This window comes from Flavobacterium sp. RSP49 (assembly GCF_003968735.1).
GTDB lineage: Bacteria > Bacteroidota > Bacteroidia > Flavobacteriales > Flavobacteriaceae > Flavobacterium.
Map to the genome: position 1 here is coordinate 114,668 of NZ_RYDN01000003.1, position 17,973 is coordinate 132,640.

Consider the following 17,973-nt stretch of genomic DNA (forward strand, 5'->3'; position numbering starts at 1 on the left):
GGAAACTCTGTGCTTTCTCTGTGTATCTTTGTGAAATATATTATTTAAAATGACTTTAACAGAAAGAGACCGCCAATATCTATGGCATCCGTATACCCAACACAAAACGGCAGCGTTACCAATTGCGATCAAAAAGGGGAAAGGCGCTTTGCTTTGGGACGAAAACAACAAAGAATATATTGATGCGATTGCCTCGTGGTGGGTCAATCCGTACGGACATTCCAATACATTTATCGCCGATGCGATTTACAAACAACTCACCACATTAGAGCACGTATTATTTGGCGGATTCACTCACGAACCAGCTATTTTGGTAGCAGAGAAGCTAATGGAAATTTTACCTAAAAATCAACAAAAAATATTCTTTTCCGATAATGGTTCTACAGCTGTTGAAATTGCGATTAAAGTTGCCCTACAATATTTTTTCAATAAAGGAGAAAAGAGAACGGTGATAATTGCTTTTGAAAATGCGTTTCACGGAGACACTTTTGGTGCTATGGCCGCAAGTGGAATATCGTTTTTTGTGGAAGCATTTAAGGATTCTTTGATTGAAGTGATTCGGATTCCGGTTCCTGTTAAAGGGCAGGAAGAGCAAAGTTATAACGCTTTACGTCATGTAATAAAAAACAATAATTGTGCGGGTTTTATTTTTGAGCCATTGGTTCAGGGAGCTGCAGGAATGGTGATGTACGAACCGGAATCGTTAGATAAATTAATGCGAATTTGTCAGCAGAATAATGTACTGACTATTGCAGATGAAGTGATGACCGGCTTTGGGAAAACGGGAAAAACGTTTGCAACGGATTATTTGATTGAAAAACCAGATATGATGTGTTTGTCTAAAGCGTTGACCGGAGGAACAATTCCGATGGCGATTACGACTTTTACACAGGATTTATTTGATGCTTTTTATGATGATGATATTAATAAAGCGTTGTTTCATGGGCATACATTTACAGCAAATCCAACAGGTTGTGCAGCGGCTTTGGCCAGTTTGGAATTGCTGCAAACGAATGAAATGCAGGCGAATTTAATTCGGGTCAATCAAAGGCATCTGAACTTTCAGGAGCGCATCAAAAATCATCCAAAAGTTACTGCAACCCGAGTGCTGGGCGTTATTTTTGCTTTAGAAATAAAAACCGAAAGTGCTGCCAGTTATTACGGGAGTTTACGGAACAAACTCTATGATTTTTTTATCGAAAACGGAGTGATTCTGCGTCCTGTTGGTAATATCGTTTACATCTTACCGCCTTATGTTATTACCGATGAGCAATTACAAAAAGTGTATGAAGTGGTCGAAAAAGCGTTAGAAATAGTCTAGTTTTTTGGCTGCAGATTAGAAAAATCCGTTTTGATCGGTTTAGATCCGTGTGCTATTTTCTGGCCACAGATTAAACGGATTTTCACTGATTAAAAAAAATCCGTTTTTTATCGGTTCAGATCCGCGTCATTGGTGTGCTATTTTTCCGCAGATTGAACGCAGAATGTAAATAACTTTGCGACCTTTGCGAAAAATAAAATAACTTGTCAACAACAATCTCCATAACTGCCATAGCTTCCCTTTCTCCATTAGGAAATGCACCTGAGGAAATTTGGAAAAAATATCTCGATAAAAATCATTGTTTTTCCGAACATTTTTTAGACCAAAAAAACACATTTGTAGCCAAAATTGATGCTGATTCTACTGAAATAATTCGCAAGTTGAAACAGTCAGATAACAAATATAAATCCTTGGACCAATCGGTTTTGTATGCTATGGCGGCTTCGCGGCAAGCGATGCAAAATGCAGGCTGGAATATAAATGACGTTTTTGGAATCAATATTGGTTCATCTCGCGGTGCCACGGATTTATTCGAAAAGCACCATCAGGAGTATTTAAAAACAGGAAAAGCACAAACATTGGCTTCTCCAACGACCACTTTGGGTAATATTTCCTCTTGGGTGGCACATGATTTGCAAAGTTCTGGCCCTGAAATTTCACATTCTATTACGTGTTCTACTGCGTTGCATGCCGTGTTAAACGGAGTGGCGTGGCTAAAAGCGGGAATGGCAGATAAGTTTTTAGTCGGTGGAACTGAAGCGCCTTTAACTGATTTTACGATTGCTCAAATGCGCGCCTTGAAAATTTATTCGAGCCGCGCAGAAGAATATCCCAATCTTGCTCTTGATTTAGAAAAAAAGCAAAATACTATGATTCTGGGTGAAGGTGCTGGGGTGTGTTGTCTCGAAATTGGGAAAAAAGAAAACGCCTTGGCCTACATCGAAGGAATTGGATACGCTACAGAAATTCTGGAACATAGTATTTCTATTTCGGCAGAAGCGACCTGTTTCCAGAAATCTATGAAAATGGCACTTCAAAATACTGATTTGTCCAAAGTGGATGTGATTGTCATGCATGCTCCGGGAACTGTAAAAGGGGATTTGACCGAATATAAAGCGATACAGAAAGTTTTTGGTGAAAGCCTGCCTTTGCTCACTACCAATAAATGGAAAATTGGTCACACCTTTGGTGCATCAGGGATTTTGAGTATGGAATTCGCTATTTTGATGCTGCAACACAATCGTTTTATCGGAGTCCCTTTTGCAAAAGCGCAAGCACAAACAAAACCGATTAGGAAAGTATTGATTAATGCCGTTGGTTTTGGAGGAAACGCGGTAAGTGTTCTTTTGAGTGTATAAGGATGCCATTTATAAGAGGTGTTCTTTTTAAAAAAGTAGCTACGAATTACTCTAATTTCACAAATTTTGGTAATCAGTGTTAATTGGTACGATCTGTTTATAAAGGTCAAGGTTTAATGGCACGCAGATACCGCAGATTTAAGCGGATTTTTATTTTTGTGTGGAATACCATTTGAATGAAATCAAATAATTCCATTGTCGGTTTTGGTTTTTTTTCAATGTGACTTAGAACTGAATCTTGGGCTAAAATGAATTGTTTTGGAGTAGCTTTTTCTTTTGCAAACAAAAAAAATCAGCGTTAATCGGTTTTATCCGTGTCATCCGTGTTCCAACTTTCCAGTTCTTTTGCTTTTTCGTAAACCAAATTACTTTCGTAGCCTTTTCGTAATAAATAATCACAAAATTTTTTTCGTTTTTTCAACCGGCTTGTTTCCCGGATGGCTTCCCATTGTTTTTGGGAAATGCCGTCAAAGGTTGCGGTATATTCCTCATGCGTAATTTCTTTGAGTGCCAGATTAATATTGTATTGTGTGATTTTTCGGAATTTTAATTCATTGATAATTCTGATTTTGCCCCAAAACTTGATGCGGTGTTTTCCTCTGGCGAAACTGCAGGCAAAACGACTTTCATTCAGGAAATTGCTACTGATCAGATGTACTACAATCGTATCGATTTCATCAGAGTCCATTTTCATGCTCCACAGTTTTTGTATTACTTCTTCGTGACAGCGTTCCTGATAAGCACAGTAGTGTTCAATTTTAGGAATGGCTGTTTTTAGGGTATATATGGGATTCATTTTTTTTGCTTTTGTACTTGTTCTTTATGGTTTAAATAGGTTCAAGAATCCTTATTGAGAATTTCAAAAATAAGATATTAAATTTAAAGTGTCGCAGGACGGGAAACAGGAATTTATTTTTTGTTGTTTTAGCTAGGAAAAACGTGTTTGATCTTAGGAAATTCAGTTTTTTTAAGAGTGACGGATAAATAGAGCGTTTTTAGTCTCGGATGCTATTAATATAGGAAGATGCAGTTGTTGAAATATTTATTTGGACAGCGAAACAAGGACATGCAAGATTTTAATTTATTTTCTAATTTGTAGGACCAACTTTTGTGCGATTTTAGATTTTCATAAAGGAGCAAATTATATTCAATAATGGCAGGGTCTAATGTTATAAATAAATAGTCAAACCTGATCTTTGAACGGATATTGTAATTTCAAAGAAAATAGGAAGTGGAGCTGATAATATTAATTTATCGTAATAATTCTATAAGGGATGCTAAACTAAAGATATATGATGATTTTGATACAGCGATTAGCTACAAAGTTAGATTGGGTATTTGGTTGCATAATGGTGCAAAGAATAATAAATTTAAAAAAGTTAATATTTCAGCACAATGACAAAAAGATAAGTTGACGAAACAGTAAATTTTTATAAGTTCCAAACTACTACTTTTAAACATAACAATAAAATTGTTTTAGTGAAAGTACCTTTAGATAATGGAAAGGTAATTGTTGAAAAAGCCATGTATTAGAGGCTGCGGATCGATTTTACAACCTATTTTAAGTGTCATTCTGTTTGTTGAGAATAGGTTTTTTTAGTTTAAATATCACTAAATGTGGGTATTGTGATTGCAAAAGATTGTATTTACTTTTATAAAGTTATCGCTGGTATTTCTTTATCAAATGAGTTTCAATAAAAAAAGCAACAATTTAAAATAACCCATATGGCACTTAATCTTTTAGTACAGTCATGAATTTTCGTGCGATTTTCACAAATGTTAGTAACTCAATTTTAGCGATTAAAATACGACACTTCACTGTTTTTTTCTTCTTCCTTTTTATCAATGTAGCTTTTTCGCAACAAGGAAAGTCGGATGTTGCATTCAATACGTATGATGACGGTTTGCAAGGCGACGGTTTTGATGGAACTGTCAGAACAGTTGCTTTGCAAACGGATGGGAAACTAGTTGTTGGAGGTGATTTTTCAACTTTTAATGGGGCTGTAACGCCATATTTGTGTAGATTGATGCCAGACGGTTCCAAAGATCCTTCGTTTAATTTAGGTTCCGGAGTCAATGCTGATGTGTATTGTTCATTAATACAACCGGATGGGAAGATTATTTTAGGAGGTTCCTTTACAACCTTTAACGGTGTAAATGTTGGAAAGCTGATCCGTTTAAATGCTGATGGAACTAGAGACGTCACGTTCAGTTCTTCACCGGGAACTGCAACTAACATTATTTATTCATGTGCTTTACAACAAGATGGCAATGTTGTTATTGGGGGAAGCTTCACGAGATACAACGGAGTTGCGGCACCTAGGGTGGCCCGTATTTTATCTAATGGAAATATTGACACAGGCTTTGTAATAGGTAGTGGTGCTGCCTCCCTTGTTGAAGAAATCAAAATTCAAGCTGATGGTAAAATAATTTTGGGCGGATCTTTTACTTCCTTTAATGGGACTGCTTGCGGAAGAATAATTCGATTGGAAAGCAATGGAACTGTTGACGCTACTTTTGTTCAAGGTGCCGGTTTTGATAATGATGTGTCAGCACTCGCGACACAACCGGACGGGAAAATTATAGTAGGTGGTGTGTTTTTAAATTTCAATGGTGTTAAAGCCAGTAGAATAATTCGGTTAAATAGCGATGGCTCACTTGATGCTAATTTTAGCACAGGCTTAGGATTTAGTGGTGGTGCTGTAGAGGTTGTGAAATTAAATCCGGCTGGAGGTGTTTTGGTTGGAGGATCTTTTACGGGGACTTATAATGGAGCCGCTGTTAATAGATTAGTTTTACTGGAAGCAAATGGAGTTATTAGTACTGCCTTTGATATTGGTGCAGGCCCGTTTTCGGCATCCGTTCTTGATTTAGCTACTGCATCTGAGGGATCTTGGTACGTTAGTGGATCGTTTTCTGTTTTCGATTCCCAGAATCAAGGACGTTTGGCGCGAATTGATGCTTTTGGCGCTTTAGACATTGGATATCTCACTGCTGGAGTTGGTTTTGATAATTCTGTTTTAAAAGTGATCGCATTATCGGATAACAAAACGATGGCTTTTGGAAATTTCACCAAATTCAACGGAACGATGTGCAACCGAATTACAAGGTTATCAGAAGACGGAGCAATTGATGTGTCTTTTAATAATTCTGGTGCTGGAGCCAATAATTCTATAAAAACCGCTATTGTACAACCGGATGGCAAAGTTGTTATTGCAGGTGTTTTTACAACTTACAACGGTGCTGCACGGAACAGAATTGTGCGGATTCTGGCAAATGGTGACATTGATGCGACTTTCTCCATCGGAACCGGGTTTAACAATCAGGTGTATGCTTTGGCGGTACAGCCAGATGGAAAAATAATTGTAGGTGGAAATTTTACAAGTTACAATGGGGACTTGAAGAATAGAATTGTTCGATTATTACCCGATGGAACTTTAGACTCCAGTTTTAATACCAGTTCTGGAGCGGATGCTATCGTAGAAAATATAGTGTTGCAACCCGATGGAAAAATTGTTTTAGGCGGTCAGTTTTCTTTTTTTAATGGGATTTCGTATAATAGGATGGTTCGCCTGAATGCGGATGGAAGCATAGATTCTGGATTTTCTATAGGAACTGGTTTTGACAAAAATGTGTATGCAATAGCACTACAATCAGATAGTAAACTGATTGTTGGGGGCGTATTTACAACTTATAAAGGCGTTTCCGCAAAAAGAGTGTTGCGATTGAACATTGACGGGAGTTTAGATACCACTTTTGCAATGGGATTGGGCTTTAGTAATGGAGAAATTAGGGTAGTTTTAGTCCAGCCCGATGATCGCTTATTAATTGGCGGAACGTTCTCCGGGACATACAACGGGACAGCTGTAAGGCGAATGGTTCGTTTGCTTGCAACTGGAGTTGTTGATACGACATTTTTGGTAAATTTAAATAATACATTGTTCAGTATTTGTTTTACTCCAAATAATAAAGTGCTTATTGGCGGAAATTTCAATTCGGTTTCAGGGGTATCAAAACATCGTATAGCCCGAATTAAACTCTGTTCCAATAGCTCCGTTTGGAATGGGAGTTCCTGGAGTAATGGAACGCCTTCTGCTGAAAAAACATTGCTTTTTCAGGGAAATTACCCCTCATTTACAACAGTTAACTCCTGTTCTTGCTTCATTAGTGCGGGGAACACGGTTACAATTATGGCTGGAAATACGTTAGGATTGGTTTTCGATTATGCGGGTTCAGGCACATTAATTTTAGAAAACAATGCGGCATTGTATCAATCCGAAGAACAGGTCAGTAATTCCGGAGTGATCCAATTAAAAAGAAAAACAACGCCTATTCTCCTCACAGATTATACCTTTTGGTCTTCGCCTGTTTTAAATCAAAGACTGATTGATGTTTCGCCTGATACGTCTTGGGATAAGTTTTATTCCTTTGATGCTTCAAGGTATTCATGGGCTAATGAGATTTCAACAAACGTGATGTCAGTTGGTAAAGGATATATTATTCGTGGTCCGGAAACTTTTTCAGAGACAAGTGCAGCTAATTATGAAGCTATTTTTACGGGAGTTCCCAATAATGGGTCGGTACCAATTGCGACCACAGGTACGTCAAATTTGATCGGCAATCCATATCCCTCAGCAATTAACGCAGATTTGTTTATAAATGAGAATAAAAAAATTATAGACGGAACTATTTATCTCTGGACACACAATACGGCTATTAATAAGAATGTATATACTTCAGATGATTACGCTGTGTATAATTTATTGGGAGGTGTAGGTACGAGTGCTGCAACTAATTCAGGCGTTAATAACACTAAGCCAGACGGGAAAATAGCTTCAGGACAATCTTTTTTTGTGACGAGTATCAATGGTGGCGGAACAGTGATTTTTAATAACAGTATGCGTGTTATTGGTCAGAATGCTAATTTTTTTAAATCAAGTGCCACTAATAAATCAAAAGATGAGGCTATAGAAAAACACCGAATTTGGTTGAATTTGAGTAATAATGAAGGTGTTTTCAAACAAATCTTAATAGGATATGCAACGGGAGCGACAAATGATTTTGACCGTTCTTTTGACGGCGAGAGTTTAGATGAAAATAAATATTTAGACTTTTATAGTAGGAGTCAAGACAAGAATTTAGTAATTCAAGGGCGTGCGTTGCCGTTTGAAGAGACGGATGAAATAAAATTAGGTTTCAAAAGTACAGTAGCAGGAACTTTTATCATTAAAATAGATCAGACAGACGGGGTGTTAGTCGAGAAAAATGTTTTTATTGAGGATAAATTAAACAATAATCTTGTTGCTATAAAAAACGAAGGTTATGCTTTCACTACTGCTGTGGGAATATTTGACGATCGTTTTGTTTTGCGATATACAAACAAAACCCTGATTTCAGATGAATTTGTAAAAGAAGATGAATCTGTTTTTGTTTCGAGTAAAAACAAAGAATTGCAAATAAAATCAACCAAAGAATTCATAGAGCAGGTTGTTGTATACAATTTAGCAGGAAGTACAATTTATCAAAAAAACGAGATTTACAACCGTGATTTCTCAGTGCTGAATTTGCTTGTTGGCCATCAAGTTGTGTTGGTAAAAATAGTTTTGCAGCATGGAAGGGTTGTTACTAAGAAAATAGTGTACTAAAAGCGAAGCCAAAAAAACCATCCTGCAAGAGCAAGATGGTTTTGAGTATTTATTCAAAATAAAGTTTATTTACCTTTGCCGGATGCTTCAAGGTTCTTCTCGATTATATGACCAGGTCGTGACCATTTTGGTTTTTCACCCAAGGGTGCAAATTGAGAATCTGCAGCTTCAACGGTTTGAGGCTGAGAAACTTTTGTAAAGGGTTTTTGTGGATTTAAACCTAACATTTCAAACATTTTCATGTCTTCGTTTACGTCAGGATTTGGAGTGGTCAATAACTTATCGCCAGCAAAAATGGAATTGGCACCAGCAAAAAAGCACATGGCTTGACCTTCACGACTCATGTTCATTCTTCCCGCAGAAAGTCGGACTTGGGTTTCTGGCATGATGATTCGGGTTGTGGCTACCATTCGGATCATTTCCCATATTTCAACTGGTTTTTCTTCTTCCATTGGCGTTCCTTCCACAGCAACCAAGGCGTTTATAGGCACTGACTCCGGTTGTGGGTTTAAGGTAGAAAGTGCGACAAGCATTCCAGCTCGGTCTTCAATACTTTCTCCCATTCCAATTATTCCGCCGCTACAAACAGTGACATTTGTTTTACGAACATTCTCAATAGTTTGCAAACGGTCTTCAAATCCACGGGTCGAGATTACTTCTTTATAATATTCTTCAGAGGTGTCTAAATTATGGTTGTAGGCATATAAACCAGCTTCTGCCAGTCGATGTGCTTGGTTTTCAGTGATCATTCCAAGGGTACAACACACTTCCATATCCAGTTTGTTTATGGTACGGACCATTTCCAGTACCTGGTCAAATTCAGGACCATCTTTTACATTTCTCCAAGCGGCGCCCATGCATACACGGGATGATCCGCTTGATTTTGCACGTAAAGCTTGTGCTTTTACCTGACTTACTGACATTAAATCATTGCCTTCAATTTCAGTATGATACCTTGCGGCCTGTGGGCAATAGCCACAATCCTCAGGACATCCACCTGTTTTTATAGAGAGCAAAGTAGAGACCTGAACCACGTTAGGATCATGGTGTTCTCTATGAATAGAAGCTGCTTCATACAGCAAGTCCATCATAGGTTTGTTATATATTGCGATAATTTCGTCTTTGGTCCAATTGTGTTTTGTAATGCTCATTGATACGATTTTTTGATGGTTCAAAAGTAGTTAAATTGTTCTAAAGAACCAATGTAATACCATTGAAAAGCCGGTTCTGAAAATTTTAATAGCCAAATTAAGCAGATGTATACCGGTGTTTTTATATTCCATAAATTCTGGGTGTAGTATTGTAGATATAGCGGTTTATTGATATAACGGATTTTAAAATTTAATAATACCGTCGCAAAGACCAATACTAATTGTGCTTTGCGACGGTATTAGAGGAAGTATTAATTTAAAATATAGGTTATGATTCAGCTCCGTGTTTGTCTGATGCATAGCGGGGGTCCCAGTACAACATAAGCATAAAGGTGACAATTACAGCGGATACTATCCCTTCAAAAAACAAAGAAATGGAATACGTCATCACTGACGGATCTCCGCCAAATAAAAAGGTTTTGGATAGTGATCCCACATAAGCATCACCACCTTTGGAATAGCTGTAAATAATTAAGCCAATAATGCTCAGAAATATTCCTGTAAGCGCTGTTAATAATGCTGAAACCGCATTAGAAACTAATATTGTTTTGTTTTCGGAAAAATTAGCCTTTAGTGTTCTATGGGCGCCGTAAAAGACAAACAACACGTTAAATAAACGCAACAAATAAATATCTGCCAGGCCTAAAAGTTCCATTATTAAGAAATAAAGACCAATTCCTACGAAAATAATGAATCCGTTTACTAATTCTTTAGGTAGTTTCATACAGCTAGTTTTAAAATTTAAAAAGGATACATTTCTTATAAAAAGCATCCTATTTTCAAATTTACAGAAAAAATAGTAATGTTTTATGAAAAAATCAATATTTATTCCAATAGGCAAGTGCTGTTTTTTTGTCTTTTTCAAGTTGTCCTTTTAGTATGTCAACTGATTCAAATTTTTGTTCGGAACGAATTCTTTGAAGGATAGAGACACTAATATCTTGATTGTATAAATCAGCATCGAAATCAAAATAATGAATTTCGATCGACTGATTTTGTCCGTCAACAGTAGGATTGAACCCAATGTTCATCATCCCGAAAACCGTTTTTTGATTGATGCTACTTTGGACAATATACACTCCATTTTGTGGAATCAGTTTGTAGTTTTCTTCAATTTTTAAGTTAGCCGTAGGAAAACCGATAGTCCTTCCCAACTGTTTTCCTTGAATAATTTTCCCCTTGAGCGAATAATCATAGCCTAAATATTCATTGGCCAAAGCCATATTGCCTTCTAATAAGGCCTTTCTGATTTTCGTGGAACTCACGGAAATGGCATTGATTTCCTGAACGGATATTTGTTCTACTTCAAAATTATACTCTTTTCCAAAGGCGATAAGATCGTCAATATCAGCTGTTCGATTTCGTCCAAATCGATGGTCGTGACCTATTATTATCTTGTGGATGTGAAAACGATCTACGAGAATAGTACTTACAAATTCTTCGGCAGTCAATCTTGAAAAAGTTTCGTCAAAAGGATGGATGACAAGGTTTTCGATACCAATTTTTCCCAACAAATCAATTTTCTCAGCGATGGTGTTGAGTAATTTTAGATCAGAATGTTCCTGCAAAACCATTCGGGGATGGGGAAAAAAAGTAAGTACCAGACTTTCGTAATTCTCGTTTTCCCTATTTTGGATTAGTTTATTCAGGATTTTTTTGTGACCAATATGGACACCATCAAAGGTACCCAACGTTAGAATTGTTTTTTTGGGGGAAGCGAAATCGTTTATAGAATGAAAAATCTTCAAAGCAAGTGTTTTATAATGATGCAAATTTAAGGTATCCAATTGATATAATTAAAAAAGGATTAAAAAGTTCAATCCTCTTTTAATGTATTATAGACTTTAGTTTAGTTTTTAATAAACGGTATAGTTGTCGTTTCAGATTGATTTTTCGATAATTTTAAAAAATAAATACCTTGCGATAAATGGGAGACGTTTATCTGAAGATCCTCCGCTGATTCTATTTTTTTTGATTTTAGGATCTGACCTAAAGTATTGATAATAGTGTAAACCTCCGGAGTATTGAGTTTGTTCTCACTAACTACGTTCAGTATGTTAGAGGTGGGATTTGGGTAGAGGTAAACCGAATTTAATTTTTCTATATCGACTGTAGATAATGATCCAATTCTAAAACTTTTAGATTCGGTTTCCCTAAAGGCTCCTCCGGAAGCAATAATTTCATTCGTAGGGGTTGATATAGTGTAAGAGCCATTTCCGAAATCACAACAGATACCATCATTTTCAGTATCAAATATAGTAAAAGTGTAACAATCATTGCCTGTGAGATCGAAGCTTATATTGATTGGATTTGGAAGCGGCCCGGATTCTGGAAGATCTGTATAAGGCCCTCCTTTGTATAATACGGTTCCGGCTGAATTTGTAAGATTCCAGGTGGTTTCTGAACCATAATAGTCTTGTTGTAAGGAGAAAACTACTGTATTGTTGGCGTAATTTTTTGTAATGTCAAAATTTATAGTATCGTTGTTGTTGGCGCTGTTTTGATCCGTTGTCCTGTTGGTACTGGTTATTGTACTGCTGAAATTATGATTGCCTCCAGTAGTGGTTAAACTATTTAAAGTGATATTTTGGGCTTCGTTATTTGCCAGGCTTCCAGTCCAATTATAGGTTTGCAGATTGTTATTGTCAATTCCATAACGGATTGAGGCTTGAGTTAATGTCGCGCTACCTTTATTCACAATTCTAATAACAGGAATAAAACTAGTGCTGCAAGGAGCAATGTTTAAGTTTATAACCATTGTTGAGGCATCATTGGCAAACAGTACTCCCGGAGTAAGTGCGTCCGAAGTTTTCAACGAAGCCCGTCTTACGGAATTGTTCATAACAGTAATCATTCGTGCTTTTTGATCTGCTGTAAAGATGTTCATACAGGCGTCATCCGTATAGTCCATGTAATTTTCAACCATATCTAAGCCTGGGGATGCGGGACAGGAATCAATATTTGATGGGCAGCCCGTGTTTTCTTGTCCTGCATTAGGTGTATCTTGACAAAAATCGTCAACGTCACAGCCTCCGTCACCCCAGATGTGGCGCAGCCCAAGCCAGTGTCCTACCTCATGGGAGGTTGTTCTCCCTTTGTCATAAGGAGTAGAGTAGTTTCCTCCGGTAAAATAACTGGAGGAGCCAAAAACAGAATAACCAATCACAACACCGTCAGTGTTAGCGAAGCCTCCATTTGTATTAATTCCAGTAAGTCCTGACGTACTAGGAAATTGTGCATATCCCAAAAGATCGGTTCTGTTAAATTTGACTACCCAAATATTAAAGTATTTTTCAGGATTCCATTGTGTTTGTGGTTTTACAGAGCCATCAATATCGTCAGTAGACCAGCTTTCTCGCCCTAAGTTTACATGGTTTATCCCGTTTGATAAAATGCCCGATGGATCTCGTTTAGCCAATGCGAATTCTATTTCTACATCAGCTCCTACAGAATTGGTGTTGAAGCCAGGAGTACCTGATTTTTTTCTGAAATCTTCGTTGAGTACTTGAATTTGAGAAATTACTTGTTGATCAAAAATGTTTTCATCACTGCCTAAAAGGTCACCATTATGAATCACGTGAACGACAACCGGTATGGTAATTACTGCATTTGTTTTGAATCCTTGTGCAGCATTCTTTTTTTTATTTTTTTCGAGTTCAATCTTTGGTGTTATCCATTGTTCAAATTCAGCAGTAGATATTCTATTTGGATTCTTGGATTTTAGGTATTCTTCATATTCTGTCGTGGCACATCGAATTACAGAACCTTCCGGAATGATTTTATTTTTGCCAAAAAGAAGTGTTTTTGAAGGGTTGTTATTTACTTGTGCAAACGCAGGATTTATTAAAAAAAAAAAGCATAATGCAATAAAAAAAATAATTTTTTTCATGTTAGGGGGTGTTTAGAAACTGGTAATTTAATGCATTGATTTTTAGTGCGTATTAAAAATTTGCTCTAAAATTAATTATTATTTTTATCTAATACAAATTAAAAAAAACACGCAGGCATATACTACAAGTATATTCCCTTTTTTTTATTTCCCGTTAAATGTGGTCATGGTGATTTCCAGTCCTGCAGTTCCAAAGGATTTTATGATCTCGGAGGCTAATTCCAGTCGTTCCGGAAGCGCTATTTTTTCAGTATCATCCCAGTCGCCAAGGACATAGTCAACTTGTTTTCCTTTTTTGAATTCGTCACTGATCCCAAAACGGAATCGGGCGTAATTTTGCGTATTCAATACCAGATTGATGTTTTTGAGTCCGTTGTGTCCGCCATCGCTTCCTTTTTGTCGGATGCGAATGGCTCCAAAAGATAGATTCAAATCGTCAGTAATCACCAGAATATTTTCAAGTGGAATGTTCTCTTTTTCCATCCAGTACTGCACGGCTTTTCCGCTCAAATTCATGTAGGTGTTGGGTTTGAGTAGCACAAAAGTTCTTCCTTTGAATTTGTATTTGGCCAGTGTACCCAGTTTTACGGTTTCGAAAGTAACGCTCTCTTTCCGGGCGAGGAAATCCACGATTTTAAAACCAATGTTGTGGCGAGTGTTAACATATTCGGCGCCAATGTTGCCGAGTCCTATTATTAAAAATTTATTACTCACGTTTTCTATATTATTTTTTTGGTGTTCGAGAGCCTCTGATTTCCTACAATCTGTATTATTCTCAGTTTTTGTAGGTGAGAATAAATTTGAAATCCATTTTATCATATTGCAAAAATAGACTTAATTAGAATAGTGTACTATTAGATTTTTAGAAAATCGGTATTGGGAACAAAATAGTTCTGGATAGCCCTGATGGGAGTGGCATCCCACGCTTTTTGGCGTGGATACAACGGACAGCAGGAGGAGCGTTGTTGTGAAAATGGGTAGTGGTGCTCCTTATAATTTAAAAGAGGATGATGAGGTTAGTCGTTGCTCTAAATGAAAAAATAATAAGCAAAAAAAAAGCACCAGTTGTAGAACTGATGCTTTCTTGAATGATTGAAAAAATATTATTTTTTCTTTCCTTTTACGGGAGCTTTTGCTGCTTTTGCTGCCTCTTGAGCTGCTTTCATAGCGGCACGAGAGATTTTCACTTGACAGATTACAGTGTTGTCCGGGTGCATGATTTTGTAGTCTGGAGAAGCTACTTTAGTAACGTACAATTTGTTACCCATGTCTAGGGCAGTAATGTCAGCTTCAATAAAATCAGGAAGATTTTTTGGTAAAGCTTTTACTTTTAGTTTACGAGTGTTCAAACGTAAATCTCCACCGGCCATAACTCCTTTAGAGTTACCAATGATTTTTACAGGAACTTCCATAGTGATTTCTTTGTCATCAAATAATTGAAAGAAGTCAATGTGTAAGATCTTGTCAGACACCGGGTGAACCTGAATGTCTTGTAAAATAGCGTTAAATGATTTTCCTTCACCAAGATTGATCTCAACTGTGTGAGCGTTTGGGGTGTAAACCAAGTTTTTGAAAGCCATAACTTCTGCTGAGAAATGAACTGCCTGATTTCCTCCGTATAATACGCAAGGAACCAATCCAGCATTACGTAGGGCTTTAGTCGCAACTTTACCCACGCTTTCTCTTTCTGATCCTTTAATTGTAATCGATTTCATTGTAAAAAAAATATAGTTATTAAATAATATTACTTGTTTGGCTTTTAGCTTTTGGCTATCAGCATGACTTTATAACTTTAAGACATTGGACTTTACGACTAATGTATTACATTATAAATTTTCCACTTATGGAATTGTTGTGGTGCACCATGTGCATAACTTCAGCAAAAAGAGGCGCACAACTCAACACTCTTATTTTTTTTGATTCTTTCTTTAACGGAATAGAATCGGTGACAATTAATTCTAATAATTTAGAATTCTCTATTTTTTCGTAAGCATCCCCGGATAAAATCGCGTGGGTACAAATTGCTCGTACGCTCAGCGCTCCTTTTTCGATCATTAAATCTGCGGCTTTCGCCAAAGTGCCTCCAGTATCAATCATGTCATCTACTAAGATTACATTTTTACCTTTAACTTCACCAATCAATTCCATGGTGTCAATAATATTGGCTTCTTTTCTTTGTTTGTAACAAATCACCACATCCGATTCTAAGAATTTAGAGTAGGCGTACGCTCTTTTTGAACCACCCATATCTGGAGAAGCGATTGTTAAATTATCCAGTTGTAAACTTTTCACGTACGGCATAAAAATTGTCGATGCAAAAAGATGGTCTACTGGTTTTTCAAAGAATCCTTGAATTTGATCTGCGTGCAAATCCATGGTCATTACTCTTGTTGCGCCTGCAGCATCAAGTAAATTAGCTACTAGTTTAGCTCCTATTGGAACTCTTGGCTTGTCTTTTCTATCTTGTCTAGCCCAACCAAAGTAAGGAATCACTGCTGTTATGTGTCGTGCCGAAGCCCGTTTTGCAGCATCAATCATCAGTAACATTTCCATCAAATTATCTGCCGTAGGAAAAGTAGAACAAACGATAAAAACCCGTAATCCTCTGATAGACTCTTCATAAGAAGGCTGAAATTCACCGTCGCTGTATTTTGACATGGTGATTTTCCCTAAAGGAATTCCGTATTGCTCTGCTATTTTTTCAGCAAGATAGACACTTTGTGAACACGCAAAAATTTTAGCTTCTGGTTCTAGGTGTGACATTTAATTTATTGTTTTTATTCCGTTGCACTCCATACTGTTGGCTTTGTCATTTGTATAAAGCCGTATGTTTGTATTTGCCTCGGGTGTAGTTAGTTGTGTGTTGTGTTTTTAACGAGGTGCAAATTTATAAAATTTATTCAACTCTGAAAGGAAAAAATTAAGTATTTTTAGTTGAACATTTAATATTATTTTTTACATTTGCACCGTGTTAAAGGAATTGATGGTTGATTTAAACACAACCACCTCTTTTATTGCGTTGAAATAACTGTTGTTATTTCATGTCTAGCTAAGCCCGGATGGCGGAATTGGTAGACGCGCTGGTCTCAAACACCTGTGGGAAACCGTGCCGGTTCGACTCCGGCTCCGGGTACAAAAACCGCTTCGAAAGAAGCGGTTTTTTGGTTTTATGTCACAACGAATTCCTGTGTAGTTTTGCTTTGTTTGCTATTGATTGCGGGTACGGAATTCAATTCCGCACGATCAAAGAGAGATGTATCCGGGCGATCTGGCTATTGAACAAAAAAAAAGGCGTTCCGTAATGGTTCGCCTTTTAACTCTTTTACTAAATCTTTAATTATTCAACTAAAGCAAGTGTTCTATTAATCAATTCCTTTTTGTGCTTTAAAACATCGTCAATGTGTTCTAAAGTATATTCATTGTTTTCAATAATCATTTTCATTTTTGAATCACTGAAAACTAATTTACAGATAACTTTTTTAGAATTGTCGTCAATACCAATATTGAGAAAGCTTTTGAAATCTTTGTAACCTAATCTTTCATTAGGAATTTTTTTGTCTTGAATTAACAAAGTTCTTATTGTGTGGTATGCTTGAATTTCTAATTCAGTAGTTACTACACCTAAAGAGTTTGAATTTGTTTCAGCAATAACTTTTTTATCATACAACGATTTTAACAATGAAGAATTAATTAAGCTTATCATTTTAACTTGTGTATCCTCATTAAACTTAGTTTTAAAATTCATATTCCTATGTATTATTTTTAATAAGTCTTTTGTTGGTGCTGTTAATTCCTTAAACAATGCACTTTCAAAATCTTCAACAAAAACAGATTCCTGTGCAGTTTGAATAATCTCTTTTACTAAAATATATCTTTTGTCAAATTTTATAAGTGTGTCTAAATCTTTATCTACATACTTACTCAAATTAAAAATAAAAAAAGGTTTACCATCAATTACGTTAGGATCTAAAACGTCAGAATAAAATCTATATTCAATACCATTTGTTAAAACTGCAATTTTAGAATTTTTAGTATTATTAAAATATCCGTTTAATTGTCCAGCTTCCTTATCTGTTAATTTACTATTTTGCTTTTTAGCTTCAATTAGTATAGTATCTTTTTTGTTTAATATGATAGCATAATCAATTTTTTGACTTATTCGTTCCCCAAAATCAGCATTGTATTCAGGAATTAAATCATTTGAAACATAGTTCAACATTTCAAAAAAAGGTTCAATTAAAAACTTACGTGTTTGTGCTTCATTTGTACTCAATTCAATTGCATCAGTAAGTTTAAAATTATCCAATGATTTTTTTAATTGATTGACTGACTGTTTAGGTATGTTTATTTCCATAATATTTTTGGTTTGGTTTTAGAAATCTAATCTACACACAATAAGTCATTTAAATTAAAAATGTCATTATGATTATTAATTTTTTTATTTTTTTAAATTAACTTTCGTGATATTCCAATAAGGCGTTCCGTTATGGTTCGCCTTTCTTGTTTTATTCTTTTAAAACATTCCTGTTTCAATTTATCTCCTTTGTAACTTTTTTAATTTAAACGCATTCGTAATCTGTTAAAAAGATGTTCCTTATGGTTTATCAAA

The 17,973-nt window shown here is 36.2% G+C and carries 12 protein-coding genes and 1 tRNA gene; 4 read left to right on the plus strand and 9 right to left on the minus strand.

The window, feature by feature from the left end; genetic code table 11:
• The first annotated feature begins 49 nt into the window (after positions 1 to 49).
• A complete protein-coding gene (gene bioA, locus EKM02_RS03050) occupies positions 50 to 1,321 on the plus strand; it encodes an adenosylmethionine--8-amino-7-oxononanoate transaminase (protein WP_126451997.1) in 1,272 nt (423 codons plus the stop codon).
• A gap of 203 nt (positions 1,322 to 1,524) precedes the next feature.
• Positions 1,525 to 2,679: a beta-ketoacyl synthase N-terminal-like domain-containing protein gene (locus EKM02_RS03055; RefSeq protein WP_126451998.1), complete on the plus strand. Its 1,155-nt coding sequence runs from the start codon at positions 1,525 to 1,527 to the stop codon at positions 2,677 to 2,679.
• A 298-nt stretch (positions 2,680 to 2,977) separates the two neighbouring features.
• Here EKM02_RS03055 and EKM02_RS03060 read toward each other — a convergent pair whose 3' ends face one another.
• Positions 2,978 to 3,475 carry a regulatory protein RecX gene (locus tag EKM02_RS03060; protein ID WP_126451999.1) on the minus strand — a complete coding sequence of 166 codons (498 nt, stop codon included), beginning with the start codon at positions 3,473 to 3,475 and terminating at the stop codon, positions 2,978 to 2,980.
• Positions 3,476 to 4,430: 955 nt separating this feature from the next.
• On the opposite strand from EKM02_RS03060, the gene EKM02_RS03065 reads away from it, so the two are divergent.
• Positions 4,431 to 8,324, plus strand: a complete 3,894-nt coding sequence (locus EKM02_RS03065; RefSeq protein WP_126452000.1) for a T9SS sorting signal type C domain-containing protein — start codon at positions 4,431 to 4,433, stop codon at positions 8,322 to 8,324.
• A 65-nt stretch (positions 8,325 to 8,389) separates the two neighbouring features.
• Here EKM02_RS03065 and bioB read toward each other — a convergent pair whose 3' ends face one another.
• The 7 genes from bioB to EKM02_RS03100 form a co-directional block, all read right to left on the minus strand.
• Positions 8,390 to 9,475 carry a biotin synthase BioB gene (gene bioB, locus EKM02_RS03070; RefSeq protein WP_126452001.1) on the minus strand — a complete coding sequence of 362 codons (1,086 nt, stop codon included), beginning with the start codon at positions 9,473 to 9,475 and terminating at the stop codon, positions 8,390 to 8,392.
• A 268-nt stretch (positions 9,476 to 9,743) separates the two neighbouring features.
• Positions 9,744 to 10,199, minus strand: coding sequence for a hypothetical protein (locus tag EKM02_RS03075; protein WP_126452002.1), 456 nt, complete (start codon positions 10,197 to 10,199; stop codon positions 9,744 to 9,746).
• Between the two features lie 94 nt (positions 10,200 to 10,293).
• Positions 10,294 to 11,223 carry a bifunctional riboflavin kinase/FAD synthetase gene (locus EKM02_RS03080; protein WP_126452038.1) on the minus strand — a complete coding sequence of 310 codons (930 nt, stop codon included), beginning with the start codon at positions 11,221 to 11,223 and terminating at the stop codon, positions 10,294 to 10,296.
• A 101-nt stretch (positions 11,224 to 11,324) separates the two neighbouring features.
• Positions 11,325 to 13,364 carry a T9SS type A sorting domain-containing protein gene (locus EKM02_RS03085; protein ID WP_126452003.1) on the minus strand — a complete coding sequence of 680 codons (2,040 nt, stop codon included), beginning with the start codon at positions 13,362 to 13,364 and terminating at the stop codon, positions 11,325 to 11,327.
• Between the two features lie 144 nt (positions 13,365 to 13,508).
• Entirely contained in the window at positions 13,509 to 14,183 is a 675-nt protein-coding gene (pth, locus tag EKM02_RS03090) for an aminoacyl-tRNA hydrolase (RefSeq protein ID WP_126452004.1), read from the minus strand.
• Between the two features lie 284 nt (positions 14,184 to 14,467).
• On the minus strand, positions 14,468 to 15,079 hold the full coding sequence (locus tag EKM02_RS03095) for a 50S ribosomal protein L25/general stress protein Ctc (protein WP_126452005.1): 612 nt from the start codon (positions 15,077 to 15,079) through the stop codon (positions 14,468 to 14,470).
• A 106-nt stretch (positions 15,080 to 15,185) separates the two neighbouring features.
• Complete coding sequence (locus EKM02_RS03100; protein ID WP_126452006.1) at positions 15,186 to 16,127, minus strand: ribose-phosphate pyrophosphokinase; 942 nt, start codon at positions 16,125 to 16,127, stop codon at positions 15,186 to 15,188.
• Positions 16,128 to 16,417: 290 nt separating this feature from the next.
• Here EKM02_RS03100 and EKM02_RS03105 point away from each other — a divergent pair.
• A tRNA-Leu gene (locus EKM02_RS03105) sits at positions 16,418 to 16,497 on the plus strand.
• Positions 16,498 to 16,701: 204 nt separating this feature from the next.
• On the opposite strand, the gene EKM02_RS03110 is transcribed toward EKM02_RS03105, so the two are convergent.
• A complete protein-coding gene (locus EKM02_RS03110) occupies positions 16,702 to 17,718 on the minus strand; it encodes a type I restriction enzyme HsdR N-terminal domain-containing protein (RefSeq protein WP_126452007.1) in 1,017 nt (338 codons plus the stop codon).
• Between the last annotated feature and the right edge of the window lie 255 nt (positions 17,719 to 17,973).